This is a genomic window from Stenotrophomonas maltophilia (assembly GCF_006974125.1).
GTDB lineage: Bacteria > Pseudomonadota > Gammaproteobacteria > Xanthomonadales > Xanthomonadaceae > Stenotrophomonas > Stenotrophomonas maltophilia_O.
Genome location: NZ_CP037858.1, coordinates 1,616,171 through 1,636,373 on the forward strand (window position 1 = coordinate 1,616,171; position 20,203 = coordinate 1,636,373).

A 20,203-nucleotide genomic window follows, 5' to 3' on the forward strand; every position below is an offset into this window, starting at 1 on the left:
CTGTATAGGGCCAATGTCCGCCCCCGGGTAAGACAAGTCCTACACCGGATGTGAGAAAACTCCAATCTTCTGTCAGGGAATTCCCGATAGCGATGTTCTGTGAACCCGGACACAATTCGAACTGCCAGCCGCAGTACCCGAACCGGTCCTACTCCCCAAGAGGCCATCCCCAAGGGAGCTCATGCTGCGGGGCCCTGAGCAAGCCCTCTGCTGGCGCCTATGAAACGACACAGGCCTGATCCTCGCGGACCAGGCCTGTGTTTTTTGCGCCCGAAGGGCTGGCGGCAGGCCGGCCCCACCGGATCAGGCCTTGATCGCCGCCAGGATGCGGGCTTCGATCTCGTCCAGTTCACCGACGCCGTCGACGCGGGCCAGGGTGCCACGGCCGGCGTAGAAGTCGACCACCGGGGCGGTCTGGTCGTTGTAGACCTGCAGGCGCTGGCGCACCGCTTCCGGATTGTCGTCGGCACGACCCTGCTCCTTGGCGCGACCGGCGATGCGGTCGACCAGCAGCTCGGTGGCCACGTCCAGCTGCACCACGGCATCCAGCGGCTGGCCGATCTTGGCCAGCAGGCCGTCCATCGCGTTGGCCTGGGCCACATTGCGCGGGTAGCCATCGAGGATGAAGCCCTTGGCGACATCGGCCTGGGTCAGGCGCGACTCCAGCATGCCCAGCAGGATGTCGTCCGACACCAGGTTGCCGGCATCCATCACCGTCTTGGCCTGCTTGCCCAGCTCCGTGCCCGCGGCGATTTCCGCGCGCAGCATGTCACCGGTCGAAATGTGGGCGATCCCCAGCTTTTCCTTCAGGCGCGTCGCCTGTGTCCCCTTGCCCGAACCGGGCGGTCCCAACAGAACCAATCGCATTGACCTGACTCCAACGTGTTGAAAACAAAGAAGGTTCGCGCCCCGGACGGACCGGTATCGCTGCACCGCAATAGCGCCACTTTACCGCATCCGGGTAATGTCCCTGCAATGTCCTTTCCCCCGAGCAGGTAGACGCATGCGCAACGGTACTCTCCTCTACGCCCAATCCGGTGGTGTCACCGCAGTCATCAACGCCACGGCGGCGGCGGTGATCGAGCAGGCCCGGGCCAAGGGCATCAAGGTCCTGGCCGCGCGCAACGGCATCCTCGGCGCGCTGCGCGAAGAGCTGATCGACACCAGCAAGGAGAGCGCTGCGGCGATCCGCGCCCTCGCCCATACCCCGGGCGGCGCCTTCGGCTCGTGCCGGGTCAAGCTGAAATCGCTGGACGCCGACCGTGCCCGCTACGACCGCCTACTGGAAGTGCTGCGTGCCCACGACGTGCGCTGGTTCCTCTACAACGGCGGCAACGACTCGGCCGATACCGCGCTGAAGGTCTCGCAGCTGGCCAAGGCCTCCGGCTACGACCTGACCTGCATCGGCGTGCCCAAGACCATCGACAACGACCTGGCGGTGACCGACACCTGCCCCGGCTTCGGCTCGGCGGCCAAGTACACCGCGGTGTCGGTGCGCGAGGCAGCACTGGACGTGGCGGCGATGGCCGAAACCTCCACCCGCGTCTTCATCTACGAGGCGATGGGCCGCCACGCCGGCTGGCTGGCCGCCGCCGCTGGCCTGGCTGGCAACGGTGATGACGAAGCGCCGCACATCATCCTGCTGCCCGAGCGCGCCTACGACGAGGCCGCGTTCCTGGCCAAGGTGAAGGCGGTGGTCGAGCGCGTCGGCTACTGCGTAGTGGTGGCGTCGGAAGGCATCGCCACCGCCGATGGCCGCTTCGTTGCCGACGCCGGCGGCGGCAAGGACTCGTTCGGCCACTCGCAGCTGGGTGGCGTGGCCGCGCACCTGGCCGGACGGGTCAAGGACCAGCTGGGCCTGAAGGTGCACTGGGCACTGCCCGACTACCTGCAGCGCTCGGCCCGCCACCTGGCCAGCAAGACCGACTGGGAGCAGGCGCAGGCGGTCGGCAAGGCTGCCGTGCAGCTGGCGCTGAAGGGCCAGAACGGCGTGATGCCGGTGATCGTGCGCAGCAGCGACGCACCGTACCGCTGGAAGATCGAAGCGGCGCCGCTGTCGAAGATCGCCAACCACGAGAAGAAGATGCCGGCCGGCTTCATCCGCCGCGATGGCTTCGGCATCACCGCCAAGGCGCGCGCCTACCTGTCGCCGCTGATCAAGGGTGAAGCGCCGCTGCCCTACGGCGCCGACGGCCTGCCGAAATACGTCACGCTGAAGAACGTGGCGGTGAAGCAGAAGCTGCCACGCTTCGAGGGCTGACCCGGAAAAAGGGACGGAGGGGATTAAGTCGCATACGCCCCTCCGTCATCTCCAACAGCGTCAGTAGTGGGTCGGATACGACTTAATCCCCTCCGTCCCCTTTTTGTGGAGGAGCATCATGGCACTGCGTGTTGTTCGACTGGGTTCGCCGCGCGCTCCCGGCGAGGGCCTGCGCATCGGTACCGTGCGGCGGCCACCGCGCGGTGTGCCGCGCAGCGAGTTCGCCCGGCAGGACTGGTATGACGTCTGGTTCCCGACACTGTCGCCCAGCGCGGCACTGGTGAAGCAGGCGCACGAGGCGAGAACGGCCGCCGACTGGAATTCATTCTTCCGCCACTACACGACCGAGATGAAGACGCCCGATGCCGCCCACGCGCTGGACCTGCTGGCTGCGATGTCGCAGCACAGTGACATCAGCGTGGGGTGCTATTGCGAGGATGAGGCGCACTGCCACCGCAAGGCCCTGCGCGAGCTGCTGGTGGCGCGTGGGGCGACGCTGGCGGAGTGATGATTGCAGGGTTGCCGGCCAGCGGCCGGCACTACCCGTGGATGACCGCTTGGGTACACCGCCCACGCAATTTCAATTGCAGGCCTTGCCTTCCATCTGCAGCTGCGCGGCGAACATGGTCACCTGCGGAATCTGGCCGGCAGCGGCCTGCTTCTTCGCCTCTTCCAGGTAGATGCGCGACTGGCCCTGCCCGTCCAGCTCGACCTTGTTGCTCGACGGCAGCCGCCACACGCGCACCACCGCCTGCTGTGCCGGGCACGCAGCACTGGGCACGCGGATCACATCATTGAGCTTCCAGCCCTTGCCGGCACTTGGCTGCGCCTTGGCGTAGTCGACGAAGCGCGCGCGCGGCTGGCATTGTTCGCTCGTACGCACCGCAGAGAAGCGATACGGCTCGGCCGCCTGCCCGGTGAATGCACCTTCCAGGCGCGCACAGGCCTCGGGGATCTGCCGCAGCGTATGCACCGCGCCTACCGCCTGCGGTGCACCCACGGCACGCTGCAGTTCCGGGGTTTCCGCCGCGAAGGCCGGCAGCGCCGGGGCAAGGGCGGCGAGCATCAACAGGGACAAGCGCATGGGGAATCTCCTTCAGGACTGCGCGCAGGCTTGCAGAGATTGGCTTAACGGGGTGCAAAGGCGCGTGGGTCGAGCAGCGGCGACGCCCGGCGGGCGCGGCCCGGCGCTACCATCCAGCCGCGGGTGCACGCATACTGCGGGTACCAGGGAATGCTGAACACCGCCATACGTCGGACGACCACCAAGGTCGGTACGGGTTGGTTCCAGGCTGCAGCCCGTCGTCCCCCTCGTGGTGCCGTTCATCGCCACTGGATGCCTACATCCATTCTGCGGAGGGGTCTAATGCTGGAACGTCACGGGCTGTCATTGGCGCTGGGCTGCGCCATTCTCGCGATCCTGTTCGGAATCGTCTCGGCGCGCTGGATCCTGCGCCAACCCACCGGCAATGAACGCATGATCGCGATCGCCACCGCGATCCAGGAAGGTGCGCGTGCCTATCTCAACCGCCAGTACCTGACCATCGGCGTGGCCGGTGTGGTGCTGTTCGTGCTGGTCGGTGTGTTCCTCAGCTGGTACACCGCGATCGGCTTCGCGGTCGGCGCGGTGCTGTCCGGCGCGGCCGGCTACATCGGCATGAACGTGTCGGTACGCGCCAACGTACGCACTGCCGAAGCTGCACGCCACGGCATCAGCGCCGCAATGGACGTCGCCTTCCGCGGCGGCGCCATCACCGGCATGCTGGTGGTCGGCCTGGGCCTGCTGGGTGTGGCCGGTTACTACGCATTGCTGCTGCGGATGGGCCTGCCGATGGAACAGGCGCTGCACGCGCTGGTCGGCCTGGCCTTCGGCTCCTCGCTGATCTCGATCTTCGCGCGGTTGGGCGGCGGCATCTTCACCAAGGGTGCCGACGTCGGCGCCGATCTGGTCGGCAAGGTGGAAGCCGGCATTCCCGAAGACGATCCGCGCAATCCGGCGGTGATCGCCGACAACGTCGGTGACAACGTCGGCGACTGCGCCGGCATGGCCGCCGACCTGTTCGAGACCTATGCAGTCACCGTCATCGCCACCATGCTGCTGGGCAGCCTGATGCTGGCCGAGGCAGGCGCCAACGCCGTGCTGTATCCGCTGGTGCTGGGCGGCGTTTCGATCATCGCCTCGATCATCGGTGCGCTGTTCGTCAAGGTGAAGCCAGGCGGCTCGATCATGGGCGCGCTGTACAAGGGCGTGATCGTCTCCGGCGTGCTGGCCGCCATTGCCTTCTACCCGATCACCACCGGGTTGATGTCCGACAACGTGCACGGGCCGATGGCGCTGTATGGCTGCGCCTTGATCGGCCTGGTGCTGACCGGCCTGATCGTGTGGATCACCGAGTACTACACCGGCACCCAGTACAAGCCGGTGCAGCACGTGGCGCAGGCGTCGACCACCGGCCACGGCACCAACATCATCGCCGGCCTCGGCATCTCGATGAAATCCACCGCGCTGCCGGTGGTGGCGGTGTGTGCGGCGATCTGGGGGGCGTTCGCGCTGGGTGGCCTGTACGGCATCGCCATCGCCGCCACCGCGATGCTGTCGATGGCCGGCATGATCGTCGCCCTGGATGCCTATGGACCGATCACCGACAACGCCGGCGGCATCGCCGAAATGGCCGAGCTGCCCTCGGAGATCCGCGACATCACCGATCCACTGGATGCGGTGGGCAACACCACCAAGGCGGTGACCAAGGGCTATGCGATCGGCTCGGCGGCGCTGGCGGCGCTGGTGCTGTTTGCCGACTACACCCACAACCTGCAGGCCGCCAACCCCGGCCAGGAATTCCGCTTCGACCTCAGTGACCACACGGTGATCATCGGCCTGCTGATCGGCGGCCTGATTCCCTACCTGTTCGGTGCGATGGCGATGGAAGCGGTCGGCCGCGCCGCCGGTGCGGTGGTGGAAGAAGTGCGTCGCCAGTTCCGCGAGATCCCCGGCATCATGCAAGGCACAGGGAAGCCGCAGTACGACAAGGCGGTGGACATGCTGACCCGCTCGGCGATCCGCGAAATGATCGTGCCTTCGCTGCTGCCGGTCGCCGTGCCGGTGGTGGTCGGTCTGCTGCTGGGGCCACGCGCGCTCGGCGGGCTGCTGATCGGCACCATCGTGACCGGCCTGTTCGTGGCCATCTCGATGACCACCGGCGGCGGTGCCTGGGACAACGCCAAGAAGTACATCGAGGACGGCCACTTCGGCGGCAAGGGCAGCGAGGCGCACAAGGCCGCGGTGACCGGCGATACCGTCGGTGACCCGTACAAGGACACCGCCGGCCCAGCGATCAATCCGCTGATCAAGATCATCAACATCGTGGCGCTGCTGCTGGTGCCGCTGCTGTAGATCCACGCCATGCGTGGATGACGGGCCTGGCCCGGTCACCGCCCGCGCAGGAAGAACGACACCGGCACCATCACTTCCACCGGGTCGCCGGCCACTTCGGCCGGCGGCGCCGGGACCGGGCTGGCACGCTGCACGGTATCCAGCGTCTCCTGGTCGAGCAGCGCGAAGCCACTGCTGCGGCCCAGTTTCAAACCCGAGACCGTGCCATCGCGGGCTACTGCGAAGCGCACGTAGACCACGCCCTGCTGGCGCAGCCGCTCGGCCTGGCGCGGATAGCGCCGATGCTTCTGCAGATGCCCGAGCAGGCGTCCTTCCCAGGTTGCCTCGGCACGACTGCGCTCACCCGCCGTGGTCTGCGGTGCGGTGTAGCGCGCGGCCGCGTCGGCGGCCACCTGCGGCGGTGCGCTGGTCTGCGCGACGTTGGCGTCGGCGGTGTCCGGCGAGGGCGTCGGCTCCGGTGTACGCGGCAGTGGCAGGTCACCCTGCGGCTGCACCGGCGCCTTCGGTTGCTCGCGCAGGGCCGGCTTCGGCGCCTGCCGCTGCTGTTGCTGCTGCAGCGGACCGGTGGCGACCTCGCGCGGCGGCACCGGCGGTGCCTGTGCCATCGGCGCAAGTTCCAGCATCAGCGCGGCCGGCGGCGCCGTCGCAGCCAGCACCGGTGCGCGCGTCGCCCACCAGCAGGCCGCGCCGATCAACAGCGCGTGCACCAGCAGCACGATCGCCAGGCTGGTCGCCCAGCGCCGCAGTCCACTCATCGTGCGCCCTGCTCCAGGCCGACCAGCGCCACCTTCAGGTAACCCGCCGCACGCAATGCATCCAGCGTGGCCATCAGTTCGCCGTAGGGCACACGGGTATCGGCGCGCAGGAAGATACGCTGCGCGGTGTCACTGCGGGTGGCGGCCTGCAATGCAGCGGCCAGTCCGTCGCGCGCCACGGACTGTTCGCCAACGCGCAGCGACAGATCGGCCTGCACGGTCACATACACCGGTGCCTGTTCCGGCGGCGTAGCGCTGGCGCTGCTGGCCGGTAGCTGCACTGGCACTGATACGGTGGCCAACGGTGCGGCCACCATGAAGATGATCAGTAGCACCAGCATCACGTCGATGAAGGGCGTGACATTGATCTCGTGCGCTTCTTCGGGCGCATCGTCGCGGTCGGACGCGGTCCTGATCGCCATCGTTACGCCTCAGTGCACCGCACGCAGCGGTGCCGCTGCGGTACGCGGCACGGCACGATCAAGATCGCGCGAGACCAGCTGCTGCACGGCCGCCGACAGATCGCCGAGCAGACCCCGCAGGCCGGCCAGCACGCGGCTGAAGTGGTTGTAGACCAGTACCGCCGGAATCGCCGCGACCAGGCCGAGCGCGGTGGCCAGCAAGGCCTCGGCGATGCCGGGTGCGACCACCGCCAGGTTGGTGGTGTTGCTGTGGGCAATGCCAATGAAGCTGTTCATGATGCCCCACACCGTGCCGAACAGCCCGACGAACGGCGCCACCGCACCGATGCTGGCGAGCACGCCGATACCGCGCCGCTGAACGCGTGCGGTTTCCAGTTCGATGCGGTCAAGGCGGGAGGCCACGCGCTCCTTGATGCCCTCGCCGCTGTCCAACGCCTGCGACAGCCGCAGTTCGGTGCGTGCGGCGTCCAGCATCGCCCGTGCGGTGCCCTGCTGCAGGCATGCCTCTTCGCTCTGCGCCGGCAACTGTGCGGACTGCAGCAACAGCGCGCGCGCCGCACGCAGCTGCCGGGCCTGTCGGGCCAGCTCCCAGCCCTTGGCCAGCAGCACGGTCCAGGTGGCCAGCGACGCCAGTGCCAGCGCGATCATCACGGCTTTCACCACCACCTCGGCGGCCAGGTACATGCCCCACGGGGTCAATGCGGGGGCGGCCACAGGGGCCAGGTCAGCAGGCAGCATCGTCTCGGTTTCCATCAGCATCAGAGGGCGCTGCGCGACGACGGGCCGCGCGCGGATCATTGGCGTCGTCCACTTCCACCAGTGGCGTGGGCTCCATGCGCGGAGCCGGACGGCTGAGCACATAGCCGGCGCTGACCGCGAAGAACAGGCCCACGCCCAACAGCAGGCGCCACGACGGATGCGCGCCCCAGCAGAACAGCGCGAAGCCCACCGCCATGCCGGCACTGGCGAACGCCTTGCCCTTGCGCGACACCGCACCCTGCTCACGCCACAGCCGCAGCGACGGGCCATAGCGCGGATGCGCCAGCAGGCGCTGCTCGAACTTCGGTGAGCTGCGCGCGAAGCAGCCCACGGCCAGGATCAGGAAGATGGTGGTCGGCATCACCGGCAACAACGCGCCGATCACCCCCAGGCCGACCATCAGCCAACCCAGCGCGAACCAGAGCCAGCGCATCAGCGCTGCACCTGTAGGCGCGCGCCGTGCATCATGCGAATTCCACTTCGACGTGGCCGTGCACGCTGCGGAACGCGGCGTCGGCCGCATCGATCACCTGCTGCTCCTGCTCGGTACTCAGCGGTACCGCGTCCAGCGCAGCGGTGAACTCACGCCAGTGGCGCGCCGCGCCATCCGGATGCGCGGCCAGGTGGCGGGCGCCGAAATCACGGTCCAGGCCGAGCTTGGCAGCCATCTTGTACAGAATGGTGCCGCCCAGGTTGGAGCCTTCAGCCACGTACAGCCAGCCCAACGCAGCCGGCAGTGCCAGGTCCGAGGGCAGCGCGTCGATGTCCGCGCCTGGCAGGGTCTGCTCCAGGTCCTGCAGGTCGCGTGCGACCTGTCCAAGGCGCCGGCGCTCACCGAGATCGGGCAGCAGTGCGTCCAGCGCAGGGTTGGCATACAGCGCATCGATGCTGCGGTGGAAGCGATACTGCACGCGCAGGAAACGGGCGAAATTGCTGCGGTCGGCGAAGATATCGCCGGCCATGATGCGCTTGTCCAGGGCACCGTGGCTGTCGCGGGTAGCGGCCTTGAGCCGCAGGCTGCGGCTGTCTTCGGGAGCGATGTGTGCGTTCATGGGGGAATGCCAAGGGGGTCGTCCTGCTGTAGACGTCTGCCACGGGGCTTTCCCCAAGCCCGTGTGCACCGATAATGGGCCATCCCCTTTTTCCACCCGGAACCGACGATGATCACCACCGAACCGCGCATGACCAACCTGTTCCTGCAGCTGGGCCTGGACGCCAGCGCCGAGGGCATCGCCCGCTTCATCCGCGAGCACCAGCTGGCCACCGATGTCGAAGTGGTCGAGGCGCCCTACTGGAACGATGCCCAGCGCCAGTTCCTGTCTGAATCGCTGCAGGCCGATGCGGCATGGAGCACCGTGGTGGACGAGCTGAACGAGTCGCTGCACGAAGATGCGGTGAAGGCTTCGACCGGGCTGTAAACAGACGCCGGGCATGGCCCGGCGCTGTCGTTTCATCTGCGCGATCCGCCGGGCGTGACCCGGCGCTACCCGTTGTCCGGTAGAACCACGTCACGCGTGGATGCGCGATCAGTACTTCCAGGTCAACGCCAGGCGCGCGGTGCGGCCCGGGGCCGGCATCACGCCCAGGGCGAGCGGATCCAGATAGTAGCGGTCGGTCAGGTTGTCCACGCCCGCTTCCACCGACCACTGGTCGTTGAAGCTCCAGCTGGCAAAGAGATCCACCAGCGTGGTTGGCCGGTACAGCTGCTGGATCGCCGACAGGCCCACGTTCCAGTCCTTGTCCAGCTTGCTGATCGGGCCGGCGTTGTGGACCACGCGGGTGCCGAAGGTCAGGCGCTCGTCGAACAGGCGCGAGCCCAGGGTCAGGTTGACCATGTAGCGCGGTGGGTTCTGGGTATTGGTGTACGAGCCCTCGAAGCCGCCGTCCACGCAGTCGGGCGTGTTGGCCAGCTCGCCGTTCCTGCGCTGTGCACCATAGGCGCGACGCTCGGCGGCGATGTCCGGCGCGCAGGTCTTGGCCTTGAAGTAGTAGTGCGCGGACAGATCGGCGAACACCTTGCCGCTGTCATAGCTGGACTGGAACTCCATGCCCGAGACCTTGAACTGGTCGACGTTACGGATCAGGCCCGCCGACAGCGTGCGGTAGTCACGGGTAATCAGGTCGTCGATGCGGGTATCGAAGTACGCCAGCTTCAGCGCCAGGCGGTCACCGGCAGTGAACAGGTCGTAGCGGATGGTGCTGGCACCGATTTCCCAGCTGCGCGCGCGCTCCGGCTTCAGCTCGCCCACCGGCTTGGCGGCGGTGAACAGGCCCAGCGTGGTCTCGAACAGGCTCGGCAGCTTGGTGCCTTCGGCGTACTTCACGTAGACCATGGTGTCTTCGCTGAAGCGGTAGGCGACGCTGGCGGTCGGCGAGAACGCGGTGTCGCGACGGCGGATCGGCTGCGACCAGGTCCAGCTGACCGGCACTTCCAGATCCTGCGGCTTGCCGGCGTCGTAGAAGTTCCAGCCCGCGATGTCGCCCACCGTGCCCTTCTTGTACGGCGACGCCAGCAGCGAGGCCTGGGTGAAATTGCCGTTGGCGTCCGGATACCAGTTCAGCAGCGCGATGCGCTTGGCTCGCCACGACGGCAGCGCCGGGTTGCCGTTGAGCAGCTCGGTATAGCGGTACTGGCCCTGCACCTCGTAGGCATCCGGCGTGGCCAGGCGGTTGCGGTCGTGCACATCCACCCGGTTCCAGCGGCCACCGGCCAGCAGCTCCCAGTGTTCGTCGGGCTGCCACTTCAGCGACGCCACGGCACTGTATTCCTTGCGCTCGGCATTGCGCAGGAAGCGGTTGTTGACCAGGTCATCGTGCATGACCGGGCCGGAGCTGCCCGGTGCAATGTCTTCATCGCTGTAGGACAGGCCGTAGTCCAGCGTGAACGCGCCGGCACGGGTGTCGAACCTGGACGTGTTGCTGGCATCCAGGTTCAGGCGCTTCTGCCGCAGCGGGTTGCGATACGCATCCTTGTAACCGGGGTCGCCGCTGAAGCTCGGGGCGTCATACCACTCGGTGCGGCGGTCAAAGTACCACGGGGTGATGCCGGTCAGGCTGTTGTACATCACGCTGTCGGTATCGGTGTACGCGGCATTGACGCGCAGGTCGATCAGCTCGCTGTCCGGATTGAAACGATAGCGCAGGGTGTAGCTGTCCATGTCGACGTGGCCCGGATCCCATTGCGGAATGCGGTCCCGTTCGACGCGGATGATCTGCGAGGCCATGATCTCGCCGGCGGTGCCTTCGTAGCGGCGGTAGCCGGCTTCCAGCGTCTGCGCGTCATCGATGCGCCAGGTGCCCTTGAGCAGCGCCGACTTCGAACGCGACGAGGTATTGAACACCTCAGTGCGCGGCGGATTCAGCGGTGCCAGCGTACGACGGGTCTGCGGGAAATCATCATAGCCGTGCTTGCCGGAAAAGTAGTTGCCATTATCGCGGTAGGCATAGGCGGCAACCAGGTCGAAGCGGTCCCAGTGACCGGCGCCGGCCACGTTGAAGAACTGGCTGCCGGTGGCGTTGCGATCGGTGCGCGGCGCGGCACTGTAAGCCGGCAGGTTGTTGGCGCTGGCATTGGCCAGGCCACCACGCACGCGCACGCCGAAGTCGCGCCCCTCGCGCAGCACGTCACCGATCTTCAGCGTCTCCATCTCAACCACGCCGCCGATGCCACCGGACGCATTGGCCTGCAGGCTCGGACCCTTGGTGATGGTCAGGCTGGAGATCAGGTCCGGATCGAGGTAGGTGCGCTGCGACTGGCCGGCATAACCACGGTAGGTATCCATGCTGGACTGGCCACCATCGATGATCACCGGCACGCGGCCCTGGCCCTGGATACCACGGATGTTGACGTCGAACCCATTGCCCACGCGCGGGTCACCGGCGGTGACACCGGCCACGCCCTTGACGATGTCGCCGTTGGAGGTGCCGCGGAAACGCTCCAGCTGCGTGCGGTTGATCGTCGTAGTGGATCCCGCGCTGCGGTAGCTGTCGAGCAGTCGCGCTTCGTCGCTGCCTGCGCCGCCGTCGACACGGTCGCCGGCCACGCTGAGCGTATCGGTGACGATCACGCCGCCGTCGGCCTGTACCGGCGTTGCCGCTTCCAGGGTGACCGCGTCGGCACTGACCCGGCGCATCGCCAGCCCGCTGCCCTGCAGCAGCAGCTGCAGCGCCTCGTTGGCCGACAGGCTGCCGTTGACTGCGCGCGAGGTTACTCCCTGGGCGAGGGTGGCCGGGTACACGACCTGTACGCCGGACTGGCGCATGAAGCTGCGCAGCGCTTCGTCCAGCGGCTGTGCCGGAATGTCGAAGCGCTGCACGGCGGCGTGGTTGCCGGTGGCGCTCTGTGCCAGCACGGACGGGGCGGCGCCGGCCAGGCCGGCGGCCAGCAGGGCGATGCACAGGCGGGACGGGCGCAGCGCGCGGCCCGGGCGGTGGGAGTCGAACATGGGGAACCTGTCAGGTAATCGGTGCCGCAGGCGCGGCGTCATCCGCAACACAGGCGGACACGGCGACGTACGTGGCGGCGGCGGGTACGTTCGCGGGGTAAGACGGTTGGGCGCGCGACAGTCCCAAGGTGGATTTCCAGTCGCGGCAGTTGCCGATCGTTGGCCGCCTGGTTGTAGCGGTGGGTGCCGACCGTTGGCCGGCACATCGGGATCGCCGCAATGATCATCCACGCATGGCGTGGATCTACTGGACGATGGCGACGCCGAGCGGCAGGCGGGTGACCTGAAGGCCTGCGGTTGCCGCCAGCGCGTCCAGTGCCTGTTCCGGGCGATCGATGCGCAGCGCCGCACTGACCGCCGGCAGCCGCGACAGATCGCCGCGCACGAAGGTCGGGCCGGCGCGGTAACGCCCCACCCACCGCACGGCATCGGCAACACTGGCCTGCTCCAGCAGCAGTTCGCCCTGCCGCCACGCGCCGACGCTGTCGGCGGCCACATCCCGCAGGCGCGTCACGCCACTGTGTTCGCCATAGTGGGCACGCTGGCCCGCCTGCAGGTACGTCCAGCCACCGTCAACCGGGCTGGCCACGCGCACCCTGCCCTGTCCGACCTCGGTTTCCACCTGGTCGCTGTCGCGTGCGACGGAGAACGCGGTCGAGATATCCTCGACCACGCCATTGCCCGCGCGCACGCTGAAACCCCGCTGAGCATCCGGGCTGACCTCGAACCAGGCGCGCCCGCGCAGCAGCTCGATCTGGCGTGCATCCGCATCGAACCGCACGGCGATCGCGCTGTCCGCATCCAGCACCGCCCGGCTGCCATCGGGCAGCCGTACGTCCTGCACCACATGCGTACTACGGTGATCGGCCCGCAGGCGCAGCCAGGCTTCCGGCCATGCCACCAGCATCACCAGTGCTGCCGCAGCGGCCATTGCCCATCGCAACCGCTTCGGACGCCGTCGCTCGGTGCGCGCAGACTGCGGCCGCGGCCCGACACTGCGCCACAGCGCGCGCTCGTGCTCGAAGGCGCGACGGTGCCCAGGCTGTTGCAGCCAGTGTTCGAACTCATCCATGCGCACATCGCTGATATCGCCTGCGGCCAGCCACGCGATCCAGCCCCGGGCCTGTTCGGCCAGGGCATCGTCATTGGCGGCGGGCAGCATGTTCGGCGGGCTCATCGGCTGGCAGACAGGCGCATTCAAGCGCGGGCGGGGGAACTAGACCGCATCTACGGTCCAGTGATCAAGACGTTTCAGCGCGGGCCAGCCCCAAGCCGGGGCGATCATCGGCCGCTGCGCGCCCAGGCCAGGCGTTGCAAGGCGGTGCGCACGTGGTTCTCGACGGTGGTCACCGACACGCCCAGGCGGCGTGCGATCTCGGCCTGGGTCAGGCCCTGCAGGCGGTTGAGCCGGAAGATGGTGCGGGTCGGCTCCGGCAGGTGTCCCGCCGCGTCGAGCACCCGCTGCAGCTCGTCCTGGGCCATCGCCTGTTCCTCGGTCGAGATCACCTCGTCCGGTCCCCACAGGTAATGGTCGGCCAGCAGGCGGTTGCGCCGGGTCGATTCGCGGCCGTGGTCGGTGGCCAGGTTGGCGGCCAGCCGGTACAGATAGGCGCGCGGGTTGTCGATGGCCTGGCTGTCGTCAACCCCGCGGGCCTTGAACCACACGGCCTGGATCACGTCCTCGGCGCCGTTGTCGCCCCCAAGGATGCGCTGTACCCGACGCAGCAGCGCAGGGCGCTCGCGGATCAGCAGTTCAGTGAGGGAGGCAGCATTGGAGGACATGCGCGGAACCGGGACAACAGGCGGAAGGCGTCGCGCATGCTACTCCGTTAATGAGAATCAGTCACGTTCGCATCCATGAACCCCTGCCCCGCCCTGCGGTCAGCCCCCTCCCCTGCACAGCGCCCGGCAAAGGCATAAAATGGGGGGCTATCCGTCTATATCCCCCACCTGGAGCACGACCATGGGTCTGGAACTCGTCTCGCCCGGCAAGAACCCGCCGGAAGAAATCAACGTCATCATCGAGATTCCGAAGGACTCGGAGCCGGTGAAGTACGAAGTGGACAAGGAAACCGGCGCGATCTTCGTCGACCGCATCCTGTCCACCCCGATGCGTTACCCGTGCAATTACGGCTACGTGCCGAGCACCCTGTGTGGCGACGGCGATCCGGCCGACGTGCTGGTGGTGCTGCCGCTGCCGCTGGTGCCGGGCTCGGTCGTGCGCTGCCGTCCGGTCGGCGTGCTGAAGATGAGCGATGAAGCGGGCAGCGACGAGAAGATCCTGGCCGTGCCGGTGTCGAAGATCTTCAGTGGCTACGCCCACGTCGAAGACATCGCCCAGGTGTCCAGCCACTGGCTGGAGCGCATCGGCCACTTCTTCGAGCACTACAAGGACCTGGAGAAGGGCAAGTGGGTCAAGCTCGACGGTTGGGGCGGCGCCGCTGAGGCCAAGCAGATTCTGATCGAGGCGCACCAGCGCCATCTCGACAGCAAGGCCTGAGCCTGAACCGGATCGCTCCGGCATGCCCTGCCGGAGCGATGCGGGTCACGTTTCATGATGACGGCACATCACTCTTGCCGTGGTATTAGGTAAATTGCGTCACTTCACACGTCATCGACATCCACCGTCGAGACAGCCAGGGGAATGTGTCGTGCGTATTCTGCTTGTAGGGGATGCAGCCAGCCTGCCGGCTGAGCTGACCGAATTCATTGCCGATCTTGGGGAAGACTGGCAGCCGCTGACCGCCACCGATGGCCAGACCGCGATGACCGCGGTGGCCACGCAGGGCGTGGACGCGGTGATTGTCTGCCCGCAGCTGCCGGACCTCAATGCCACCACGCTGCTGGGGCAGATCCGGACGCTGCGTCCGGAAACCATCCGCATCGCGCTGGTGGACGCCCAGCATGGCAACCGGCCACCACCGGCGCGCCTCATTGGTGTTGCCCACCGTTTCCTGCCGTTGCCGCTGGCACCGGAAGTGCTGCTGGAAGCGCTGACCAGCCTGGAAGAGCTGCGCGAAGTGCTGGACAGCCCGCGCCTGCGCGATGCCATCGGCCGCATCGAGAAACTGCCGTCGCCGCCGCATCTGTACCTGAGCCTGACCCAGGCGCTGGAGCATGACGACGATGCCGACAGCGCCGACGTCGCCAAGCTGGTGGCCGCCGATCCTGCCATCGCCGCCAAGGTGCTGCAGTTGTCGAATTCGGCGTTCTTCAGCCAGGGTCGCACCATCGCCGACCTGCGCACCGCGGTGACCCGATTGGGCCTGGCAACACTGCGCGACCTGGTCCTGGCCAGCGAAGTGTTCTCGGCACCGACGCTGTCGACCGCCGAACGCAACTCGCTGCAGCAGCGCGCCCTGCTCGCCTCGCGGCTGGCCGCACGCCTGCTGCCCGAATCCAGTGCCGAACTGGGCGCAACCGCGGCACTGCTGGCCGATATCGGCCTGCTGCTGCCCGGCGTACGCAACGAACGCACCGAGCCGTCGCTGGCCGGAGATGCCCGCCCGGGCCATGCCGAAGCCGGCGCCTACCTGCTGGGCCTGTGGGGCCTGCCGATGCCGATCATCGAGGCGGTGGCGTTCCACCTGCAGCCGCAGCGTGCGAACACGCGCAGCTTCTGGGTGACCGGCGCCGTGCACGTGGCCCTGGCGCTGGTCAATGGCGATCCGGTGGACGAGGACTACCTGCAGCGCGCGGGCGTGCTCAACAAACTGCCGCAGTGGCGCGAGCATGCCAACAGCCTGATGGGGCTCACGCCCAGCGAAGCCTGAGTTCCACCGGCAATGCATGCGATGAAGGCGCGCCCGCAGGGACGCGCCTTCGTTGCATCAGGGCTGCGCGCAGTGGTCGTACACGCAGCGCTCGAACAGGAACTGGCAGTACGCCGCATCCTCACCGGCCTTGATGCAGTTGCTGCGCACCTCCGCGCAATAGCGGCCATTGGCACACACCAGCGGACCGGCCGACACACTGCCGGCCAGGCTCAGGACGGCGAGAACCGCCGCAGCGAACATCCGTGGCATCGCGTTCTTCATTTCGCGCTCTCCTTGGTCCGGAATGGACCTCTGTGAACGTACCAGCGGTCCAGTTGCGACAAGCGTGACCTCTGTCGCTGAACCGCCCGATTCAGAGTTTCCCGACCCGGCCCTGCCAAACGCAAAGAGGGCGGGCCTTGCGGCCCGCCCTCCTCGTATTGCCTTCAGGCTTCGATGGATCAGAAGCGCTGGTTGTACTGGATGAACAGGAAGCGGTCGTAATCCAGCATCGGGTCCAGCTGCACGGCACTGGCGTTGGTCACCGCGTAGGTGATCGGCGGGGTCTTGCCGAACACGTTGCGGGCACCGACGGTCACGCTGCCGTTCCACGGGGCCTGCCAGGTGGCCGAGATGTCGTGATAGACGATCGCGCCCTTCTTGTTGGCACCCAGGCCGCCGGTCCAGCCACCGTTCTCGGTGTAGTAATCCGGCTGGTTGCACTCCAGGCCATTTTCCTGGTCGTAGCAGAAGTCGCGGAAGCCGCCGTAGTAACGCATGGTCCAGGTGGCCGACAGGTCGCCCTTGGTCCAGGTGGTTGCCAGGGTGCCGCGGACACGCGGGTAGTTCCAGTAGCCTGCGTAGTCATCCCATGCAGCGCCCTTGGTGGCCTGCTGACGGAAGCTGGTCAGGTAGTTGGTGTCCAGGTTGAACGACAGGGTACCGAAGCTGTATTCCGGCATACGGTAGCGGACGCCGAAGTTGTAGCCTTCGGTTTCCAGCGAACCCAGGTTGGCATTGCCGCGGCTCAGGCCGGTGACCTGCTGGCCATTGGCAACGTCGCCACGGCTGTACTGGTCACAGAAGGCCTGCACACCGTTCTGGTAGCACTGGTTCAGCACGTAGTTCGCCGACAGCGCGGTGATCACGTTGTCCACGGTGATCTTGTACCAGTCCAGCGAGACGTTCAGGCCGCTGACGAAGCTCGGGCTCCACACCAGGCCCGCGGTGCGGGTCTTGCTGGTTTCCGGCTGCAGCTTGTCGTTGCCCACGCCCGAGTTGAACGGGTTGTTGCCCTGGGTGTCACGGGCACTGATCGGACGACCAGCAGCGTCGGTCTGACGGAAGTCGGACGCCAGGCCTTCAGCACCGCAACGGGCGGCAACGGCCGGGTTGCTGCGCTGGCCGAACACGGCATCACACGGATCGGTGAACTTGTCGAAGGTCTGCGAACCACCGCCGAAGGTGTCGTCCAGGGTCGGGGCACGGAAGCCCTCGCCGTAGGTCGCACGCACCAGCAGGTCGTCGATCGGCTTCCAGGTCACGCTGAACTTGCTGTTGACCGTGTTGCCGAACTTGTCGTAGTCCGAGTAGCGGCTGGCGATATCCAGCGACAGCTCCTTGGCACCCGGCAGGTCACGCAGCAGCGGCACCATCAGTTCCAGGTAGAACTCGTTGGTCTTGTACTTGCCTTCGGTCGGCTGGGCGGCCAGCTCGGTGGTGTAACCCGAGGAGGACAGCGCGTCCGGGTGGTCGTAGCCCGACACTTCACGATGCTCGTAACCGGCAGCGAAGGCGAACTCGCCCGCATTGCCCGGCATGTCGAACAGCGAACCGGTGATGTTGGCGAAGTACTGCTTGCTCTTGCTCTGGCCGGTCGAGTTCAGCAGGGTGTTGATGTACTTCAGCGCATCCGGGGTCGCGGCGCTGGCGCCGCCCAGCAGGTCGAACGGGACGCAGCTGCCCGGGCTGGTGCCCAGCGCGATCGGGTTGGCAGCGGTGCCGCACTGGGCGACGCCGTTGGCGTTGATGAACGACGGGCCGAGGGCGTTCTTCAGTGCCAGCAGGTTGATGTTGCCCGAGCTGGTCTGGGTCACATCGAACTGGTTGTAGTTGATGCCCACATCCCAGTCGAACGGACGGTTGTTGAAGTCGAAGTTGCCTTCCAGGGCCGCGTCGAAGTGCAGCGACTTGACGTTGTTCTGGGTGATGCGCGGCAGTTCGAAGATACGACGGCCCCAGCCACCGATGTCAACGCCGGCGCCCGGGTTGGCCCAGTTGCCCAGCGGGTTGTAGATGCTGTCCTTGCTGATCGCCACCGGGAACTGCGGCTGCGAGGTGCCGGTCAGCGGGTAGCCGGCGATCTGGCGCTTGGAGTCACGCTCGGAGTACATCGCCGTCGACTTCAGACGCAGGTTGTCGTTGATGTCGTAGCTGGCCGAGGTGAACATGGTCTTCGACTCAGCGCCCTGGTTCAGCATCATCTGCTGCGAGGCGTTGTAGTAGTCGTCCAGACCAATCAGGTGGTAGTTGTTGAAGTTGTTCGACGGCTGGCCAACGCCGACCGGGGTGTCCCACGAACCGGTGTGGTTGACCACCCAGGTGTTCGGGACCCACTTGCCAGCCTTGTTGTATTCACCAGCACCGGCGGTGCCTTCGGCACGCGGATCGGTGAAGCGGCCCCACGGGCCCGCCGGGCTCAGACCGTCTTCCTTGTGGCCCTGGCCATAGGAGTACTGGGTCAGGCCACGATCCTTGGCCCACACCGGATCTTCCTTGATGTAGTTCGCGCCGAACACGATCGAGGAGCGCTCGCCGGTGGCACCCAGGGTCAGGCTGTACTGGGTCTTGGAACCGTCGCCGTGGCTGTTCTGGCCGTAATAGGCACTGGCCTCGGCGCCGTCGAAGTTCTTGCGCAGGATGATGTTGACCACGCCGGAGATGGCGTCGGAACCGTAGATCGCCGAGGCGCCGTCCTTCAGGACTTCAATGCGCTCGATCAGCGAGGTCGGGATGGTCGACATGTCGGTGAAGCCGGCCAGGCTGGTGCTCCAGCGCTTGCCGTTGACCAGCACCAGCGTGCGCTGCTCACCCAGGTTGTACAGGCTGACGTACTGGCCGCCCTGTTCCGGGTTGGACGCCAGCACGGCCGCCTTGCTGAAGGTCTGGGTGCCTGCCACGGACAGGTTCTGCAGCAGGTCGCCGACGCTGACCAGGCCCGAACGCTGGATGTCCTCATGGCTTACGGTGAGGACCGGCTGGGAGGTTTCCACATCCACCGAGCGGATGCGGGAGCCGGTGACTTCCAGGCGATCAAGGGTGGTCGGGGCACTGGCTTCCTGTGCGGAAGCAAATGCCGGTGCCAGCGCCAGCGCGATGCCGGCGGGCAGCAGGCCCAGCCGCACGGCAGGGGTGCGAACGTTCATCAATCTCTCCAAGGTACGTGTTAGTAGCGTGTTAAAACGCTCCAGCACGTTACGATTGCGTTGCGATGCTGTATTTGCGCGACCCAACCGTAGACTTTGCAGAGTGTGGCGGGAGCAAGCCGCCGTTTTCCCTGAACCGGGAAGCAGACTGCCCATAACGGGCACGGAAGGCCCGGGCGAAGCTGCAGCAGTTGTCGAATCCGCTGGCTGCGGCGACCTCGCCCACCATCATGTCGGTGTCGCGCAGCAGATCGGCGGCCCGCTCCAGGCGCAACCGTGCCGAAAGCGACTGGGGGCTCTCTTCATAAAGGCTCTGGAAGGTCTTGGAGAGGTACCAGCTGGAGAAGTTGGTCAGTTCGGCGAGTTCGCCGATCCGCACCACCCTGTGGCTGTTGCCCTCCAGATAGAGGCGGGCACGCTGCATGCGGCCGAACACCTGGCGCTTGCGGCTGCGTGAGCGACCGGGGCAGCGCTGTACGTTGTCGGCCAGATCACGCTGCAGGCCGGCCAGATGCAACAGCAGCGGCCGCAGCGCCTGCGCGGGCAGGCCGCTGTCGAGCGCATCGCGCCACAGGCGCAGGGCAACTCGGGCGTCGCCGCGGCTCATGCGACCACGACCGGCATACAGGCCGCAATCGGCCATCTCGGACAGCACCCGCATCGCCTCCGCATTCAGGCTGAGGCCCACGCACAGTCCGTTACGGCCGGCCTGCACCAGCGGGCGCGACTCCTTCTCGAAGGCGATCCACTCGCCATGGCGCAGGCGGAAACGCCCTTCCTTGGCTTCCACCCAGGAGCTGCCCCGGACCTGCAGCCAGACCGTGAAGCTTGACCCTGCCGTCTGCAGGCTGCCGAGCCGGGCCACGCCCATGCAGGTCGGCGCGAGATCATCGAGCGCCTTGTCGAGGGAGACGGTTTGGCCACGATCGGCCAGCGAGAGTTGACGCATGGGGCACCACGGGTTTGCCTGATACAGGCTTCCGTTTTG

At 66.9% G+C, this 20,203-nt stretch carries 19 protein-coding genes; 6 read left to right on the forward strand and 13 right to left on the reverse strand.

The features are described 5' to 3' along the window. Positions 1-303: 303 nt before the first annotated feature. Positions 304-867 (reverse strand): adenylate kinase, encoded by a 564-nt coding sequence (locus EZ304_RS07375; protein WP_014038375.1) that lies wholly within the window; start codon positions 865-867, stop codon positions 304-306. A 136-nt stretch (positions 868-1,003) separates the two neighbouring features. Here EZ304_RS07375 and EZ304_RS07380 point away from each other — a divergent pair, with 136 nt between their 5' ends. Both EZ304_RS07380 and EZ304_RS07385 read left to right on the forward strand, forming a co-directional pair. Beyond that, a complete protein-coding gene (locus tag EZ304_RS07380) occupies positions 1,004-2,260 on the forward strand; it encodes a 6-phosphofructokinase (protein WP_099552944.1) in 1,257 nt (418 codons plus the stop codon). Positions 2,261-2,378: 118 nt separating this feature from the next. Next, on the forward strand, positions 2,379-2,768 hold the full coding sequence (locus EZ304_RS07385; protein WP_142806683.1) for a DUF488 domain-containing protein: 390 nt from the start codon (positions 2,379-2,381) through the stop codon (positions 2,766-2,768). Positions 2,769-2,840: 72 nt separating this feature from the next. On the opposite strand, the gene EZ304_RS07390 is transcribed toward EZ304_RS07385, so the two are convergent. After that, on the reverse strand, positions 2,841-3,344 hold the full coding sequence (locus EZ304_RS07390) for a hypothetical protein (protein WP_099552942.1): 504 nt from the start codon (positions 3,342-3,344) through the stop codon (positions 2,841-2,843). Between the two features lie 282 nt (positions 3,345-3,626). On the opposite strand from EZ304_RS07390, the gene EZ304_RS07395 reads away from it, so the two are divergent. After that, positions 3,627-5,654 (forward strand): sodium-translocating pyrophosphatase, encoded by a 2,028-nt coding sequence (locus tag EZ304_RS07395; protein WP_099552941.1) that lies wholly within the window; start codon positions 3,627-3,629, stop codon positions 5,652-5,654. 35 nt (positions 5,655-5,689) lie between these two features. On the opposite strand, the gene EZ304_RS07400 is transcribed toward EZ304_RS07395, so the two are convergent. From EZ304_RS07400 to EZ304_RS07420, 5 genes are read right to left on the reverse strand one after another with little or no spacing between them, the layout of a single operon-like run. Beyond that, a complete protein-coding gene (locus tag EZ304_RS07400) occupies positions 5,690-6,409 on the reverse strand; it encodes an energy transducer TonB (protein WP_142806684.1) in 720 nt (239 codons plus the stop codon). Further along, positions 6,406-6,831, reverse strand: coding sequence for a TonB system transport protein ExbD (exbD, locus tag EZ304_RS07405; protein WP_142806685.1), 426 nt, complete (start codon positions 6,829-6,831; stop codon positions 6,406-6,408). The genes EZ304_RS07400 and exbD overlap by 4 nt, the downstream gene beginning before the upstream one ends. 9 nt (positions 6,832-6,840) lie before the next feature. Further along, positions 6,841-7,569 carry a tonB-system energizer ExbB gene (gene exbB, locus EZ304_RS07410; protein WP_142806686.1) on the reverse strand — a complete coding sequence of 243 codons (729 nt, stop codon included), beginning with the start codon at positions 7,567-7,569 and terminating at the stop codon, positions 6,841-6,843. Beyond that, a complete protein-coding gene (locus EZ304_RS07415) occupies positions 7,556-8,023 on the reverse strand; it encodes a YbaN family protein (protein ID WP_142806687.1) in 468 nt (155 codons plus the stop codon). The genes exbB and EZ304_RS07415 overlap by 14 nt, the downstream gene beginning before the upstream one ends. A 31-nt stretch (positions 8,024-8,054) precedes the next feature. Continuing rightward, on the reverse strand, positions 8,055-8,642 hold the full coding sequence (locus EZ304_RS07420) for a biliverdin-producing heme oxygenase (RefSeq protein ID WP_099552936.1): 588 nt from the start codon (positions 8,640-8,642) through the stop codon (positions 8,055-8,057). Between the two features lie 108 nt (positions 8,643-8,750). On the opposite strand from EZ304_RS07420, the gene EZ304_RS07425 reads away from it, so the two are divergent. Next, positions 8,751-9,008, forward strand: coding sequence for a DUF2789 domain-containing protein (locus tag EZ304_RS07425; RefSeq protein WP_099552935.1), 258 nt, complete (start codon positions 8,751-8,753; stop codon positions 9,006-9,008). Positions 9,009-9,116: 108 nt separating this feature from the next. On the opposite strand, the gene EZ304_RS07430 is transcribed toward EZ304_RS07425, so the two are convergent. The 3 genes from EZ304_RS07430 to EZ304_RS07440 form a co-directional block, all read right to left on the reverse strand. Further along, on the reverse strand, positions 9,117-12,035 hold the full coding sequence (locus EZ304_RS07430) for a TonB-dependent receptor domain-containing protein (RefSeq protein ID WP_142806688.1): 2,919 nt from the start codon (positions 12,033-12,035) through the stop codon (positions 9,117-9,119). 244 nt (positions 12,036-12,279) lie between these two features. After that, the gene (locus tag EZ304_RS07435) at positions 12,280-13,212 is read right to left on the reverse strand and encodes a FecR family protein (protein ID WP_142806689.1); all 933 of its coding nucleotides are present in this window, start codon (positions 13,210-13,212) and stop codon (positions 12,280-12,282) included. A 104-nt stretch (positions 13,213-13,316) separates the two neighbouring features. Next, a complete protein-coding gene (locus EZ304_RS07440) occupies positions 13,317-13,817 on the reverse strand; it encodes an RNA polymerase sigma factor (protein WP_014038389.1) in 501 nt (166 codons plus the stop codon). A gap of 181 nt (positions 13,818-13,998) precedes the next feature. Here EZ304_RS07440 and ppa point away from each other — a divergent pair, with 181 nt between their 5' ends. After that, positions 13,999-14,535: an inorganic diphosphatase gene (ppa, locus tag EZ304_RS07445; RefSeq protein WP_005410935.1), complete on the forward strand. Its 537-nt coding sequence runs from the start codon at positions 13,999-14,001 to the stop codon at positions 14,533-14,535. A 151-nt stretch (positions 14,536-14,686) separates the two neighbouring features. Next, entirely contained in the window at positions 14,687-15,808 is a 1,122-nt protein-coding gene (locus EZ304_RS07450) for an HDOD domain-containing protein (protein ID WP_099552932.1), read from the forward strand. A 57-nt stretch (positions 15,809-15,865) separates the two neighbouring features. Here the strand turns inward: EZ304_RS07450 and EZ304_RS07455 are convergent, their stop codons facing one another. The 3 genes from EZ304_RS07455 to EZ304_RS07465 all read right to left on the reverse strand — a co-directional run bounded on the left by EZ304_RS07455 (position 15,866) and on the right by EZ304_RS07465 (position 20,164). Beyond that, positions 15,866-16,072: a hypothetical protein gene (locus tag EZ304_RS07455; RefSeq protein ID WP_012512032.1), complete on the reverse strand. Its 207-nt coding sequence runs from the start codon at positions 16,070-16,072 to the stop codon at positions 15,866-15,868. Between the two features lie 179 nt (positions 16,073-16,251). Then, on the reverse strand, positions 16,252-19,215 hold the full coding sequence (locus EZ304_RS07460; protein WP_006390155.1) for a TonB-dependent receptor plug domain-containing protein: 2,964 nt from the start codon (positions 19,213-19,215) through the stop codon (positions 16,252-16,254). Positions 19,216-19,264: 49 nt separating this feature from the next. Beyond that, complete coding sequence (locus EZ304_RS07465) at positions 19,265-20,164, reverse strand: helix-turn-helix transcriptional regulator (RefSeq protein ID WP_005410939.1); 900 nt, start codon at positions 20,162-20,164, stop codon at positions 19,265-19,267. Positions 20,165-20,203: the final 39 nt, after the last annotated feature.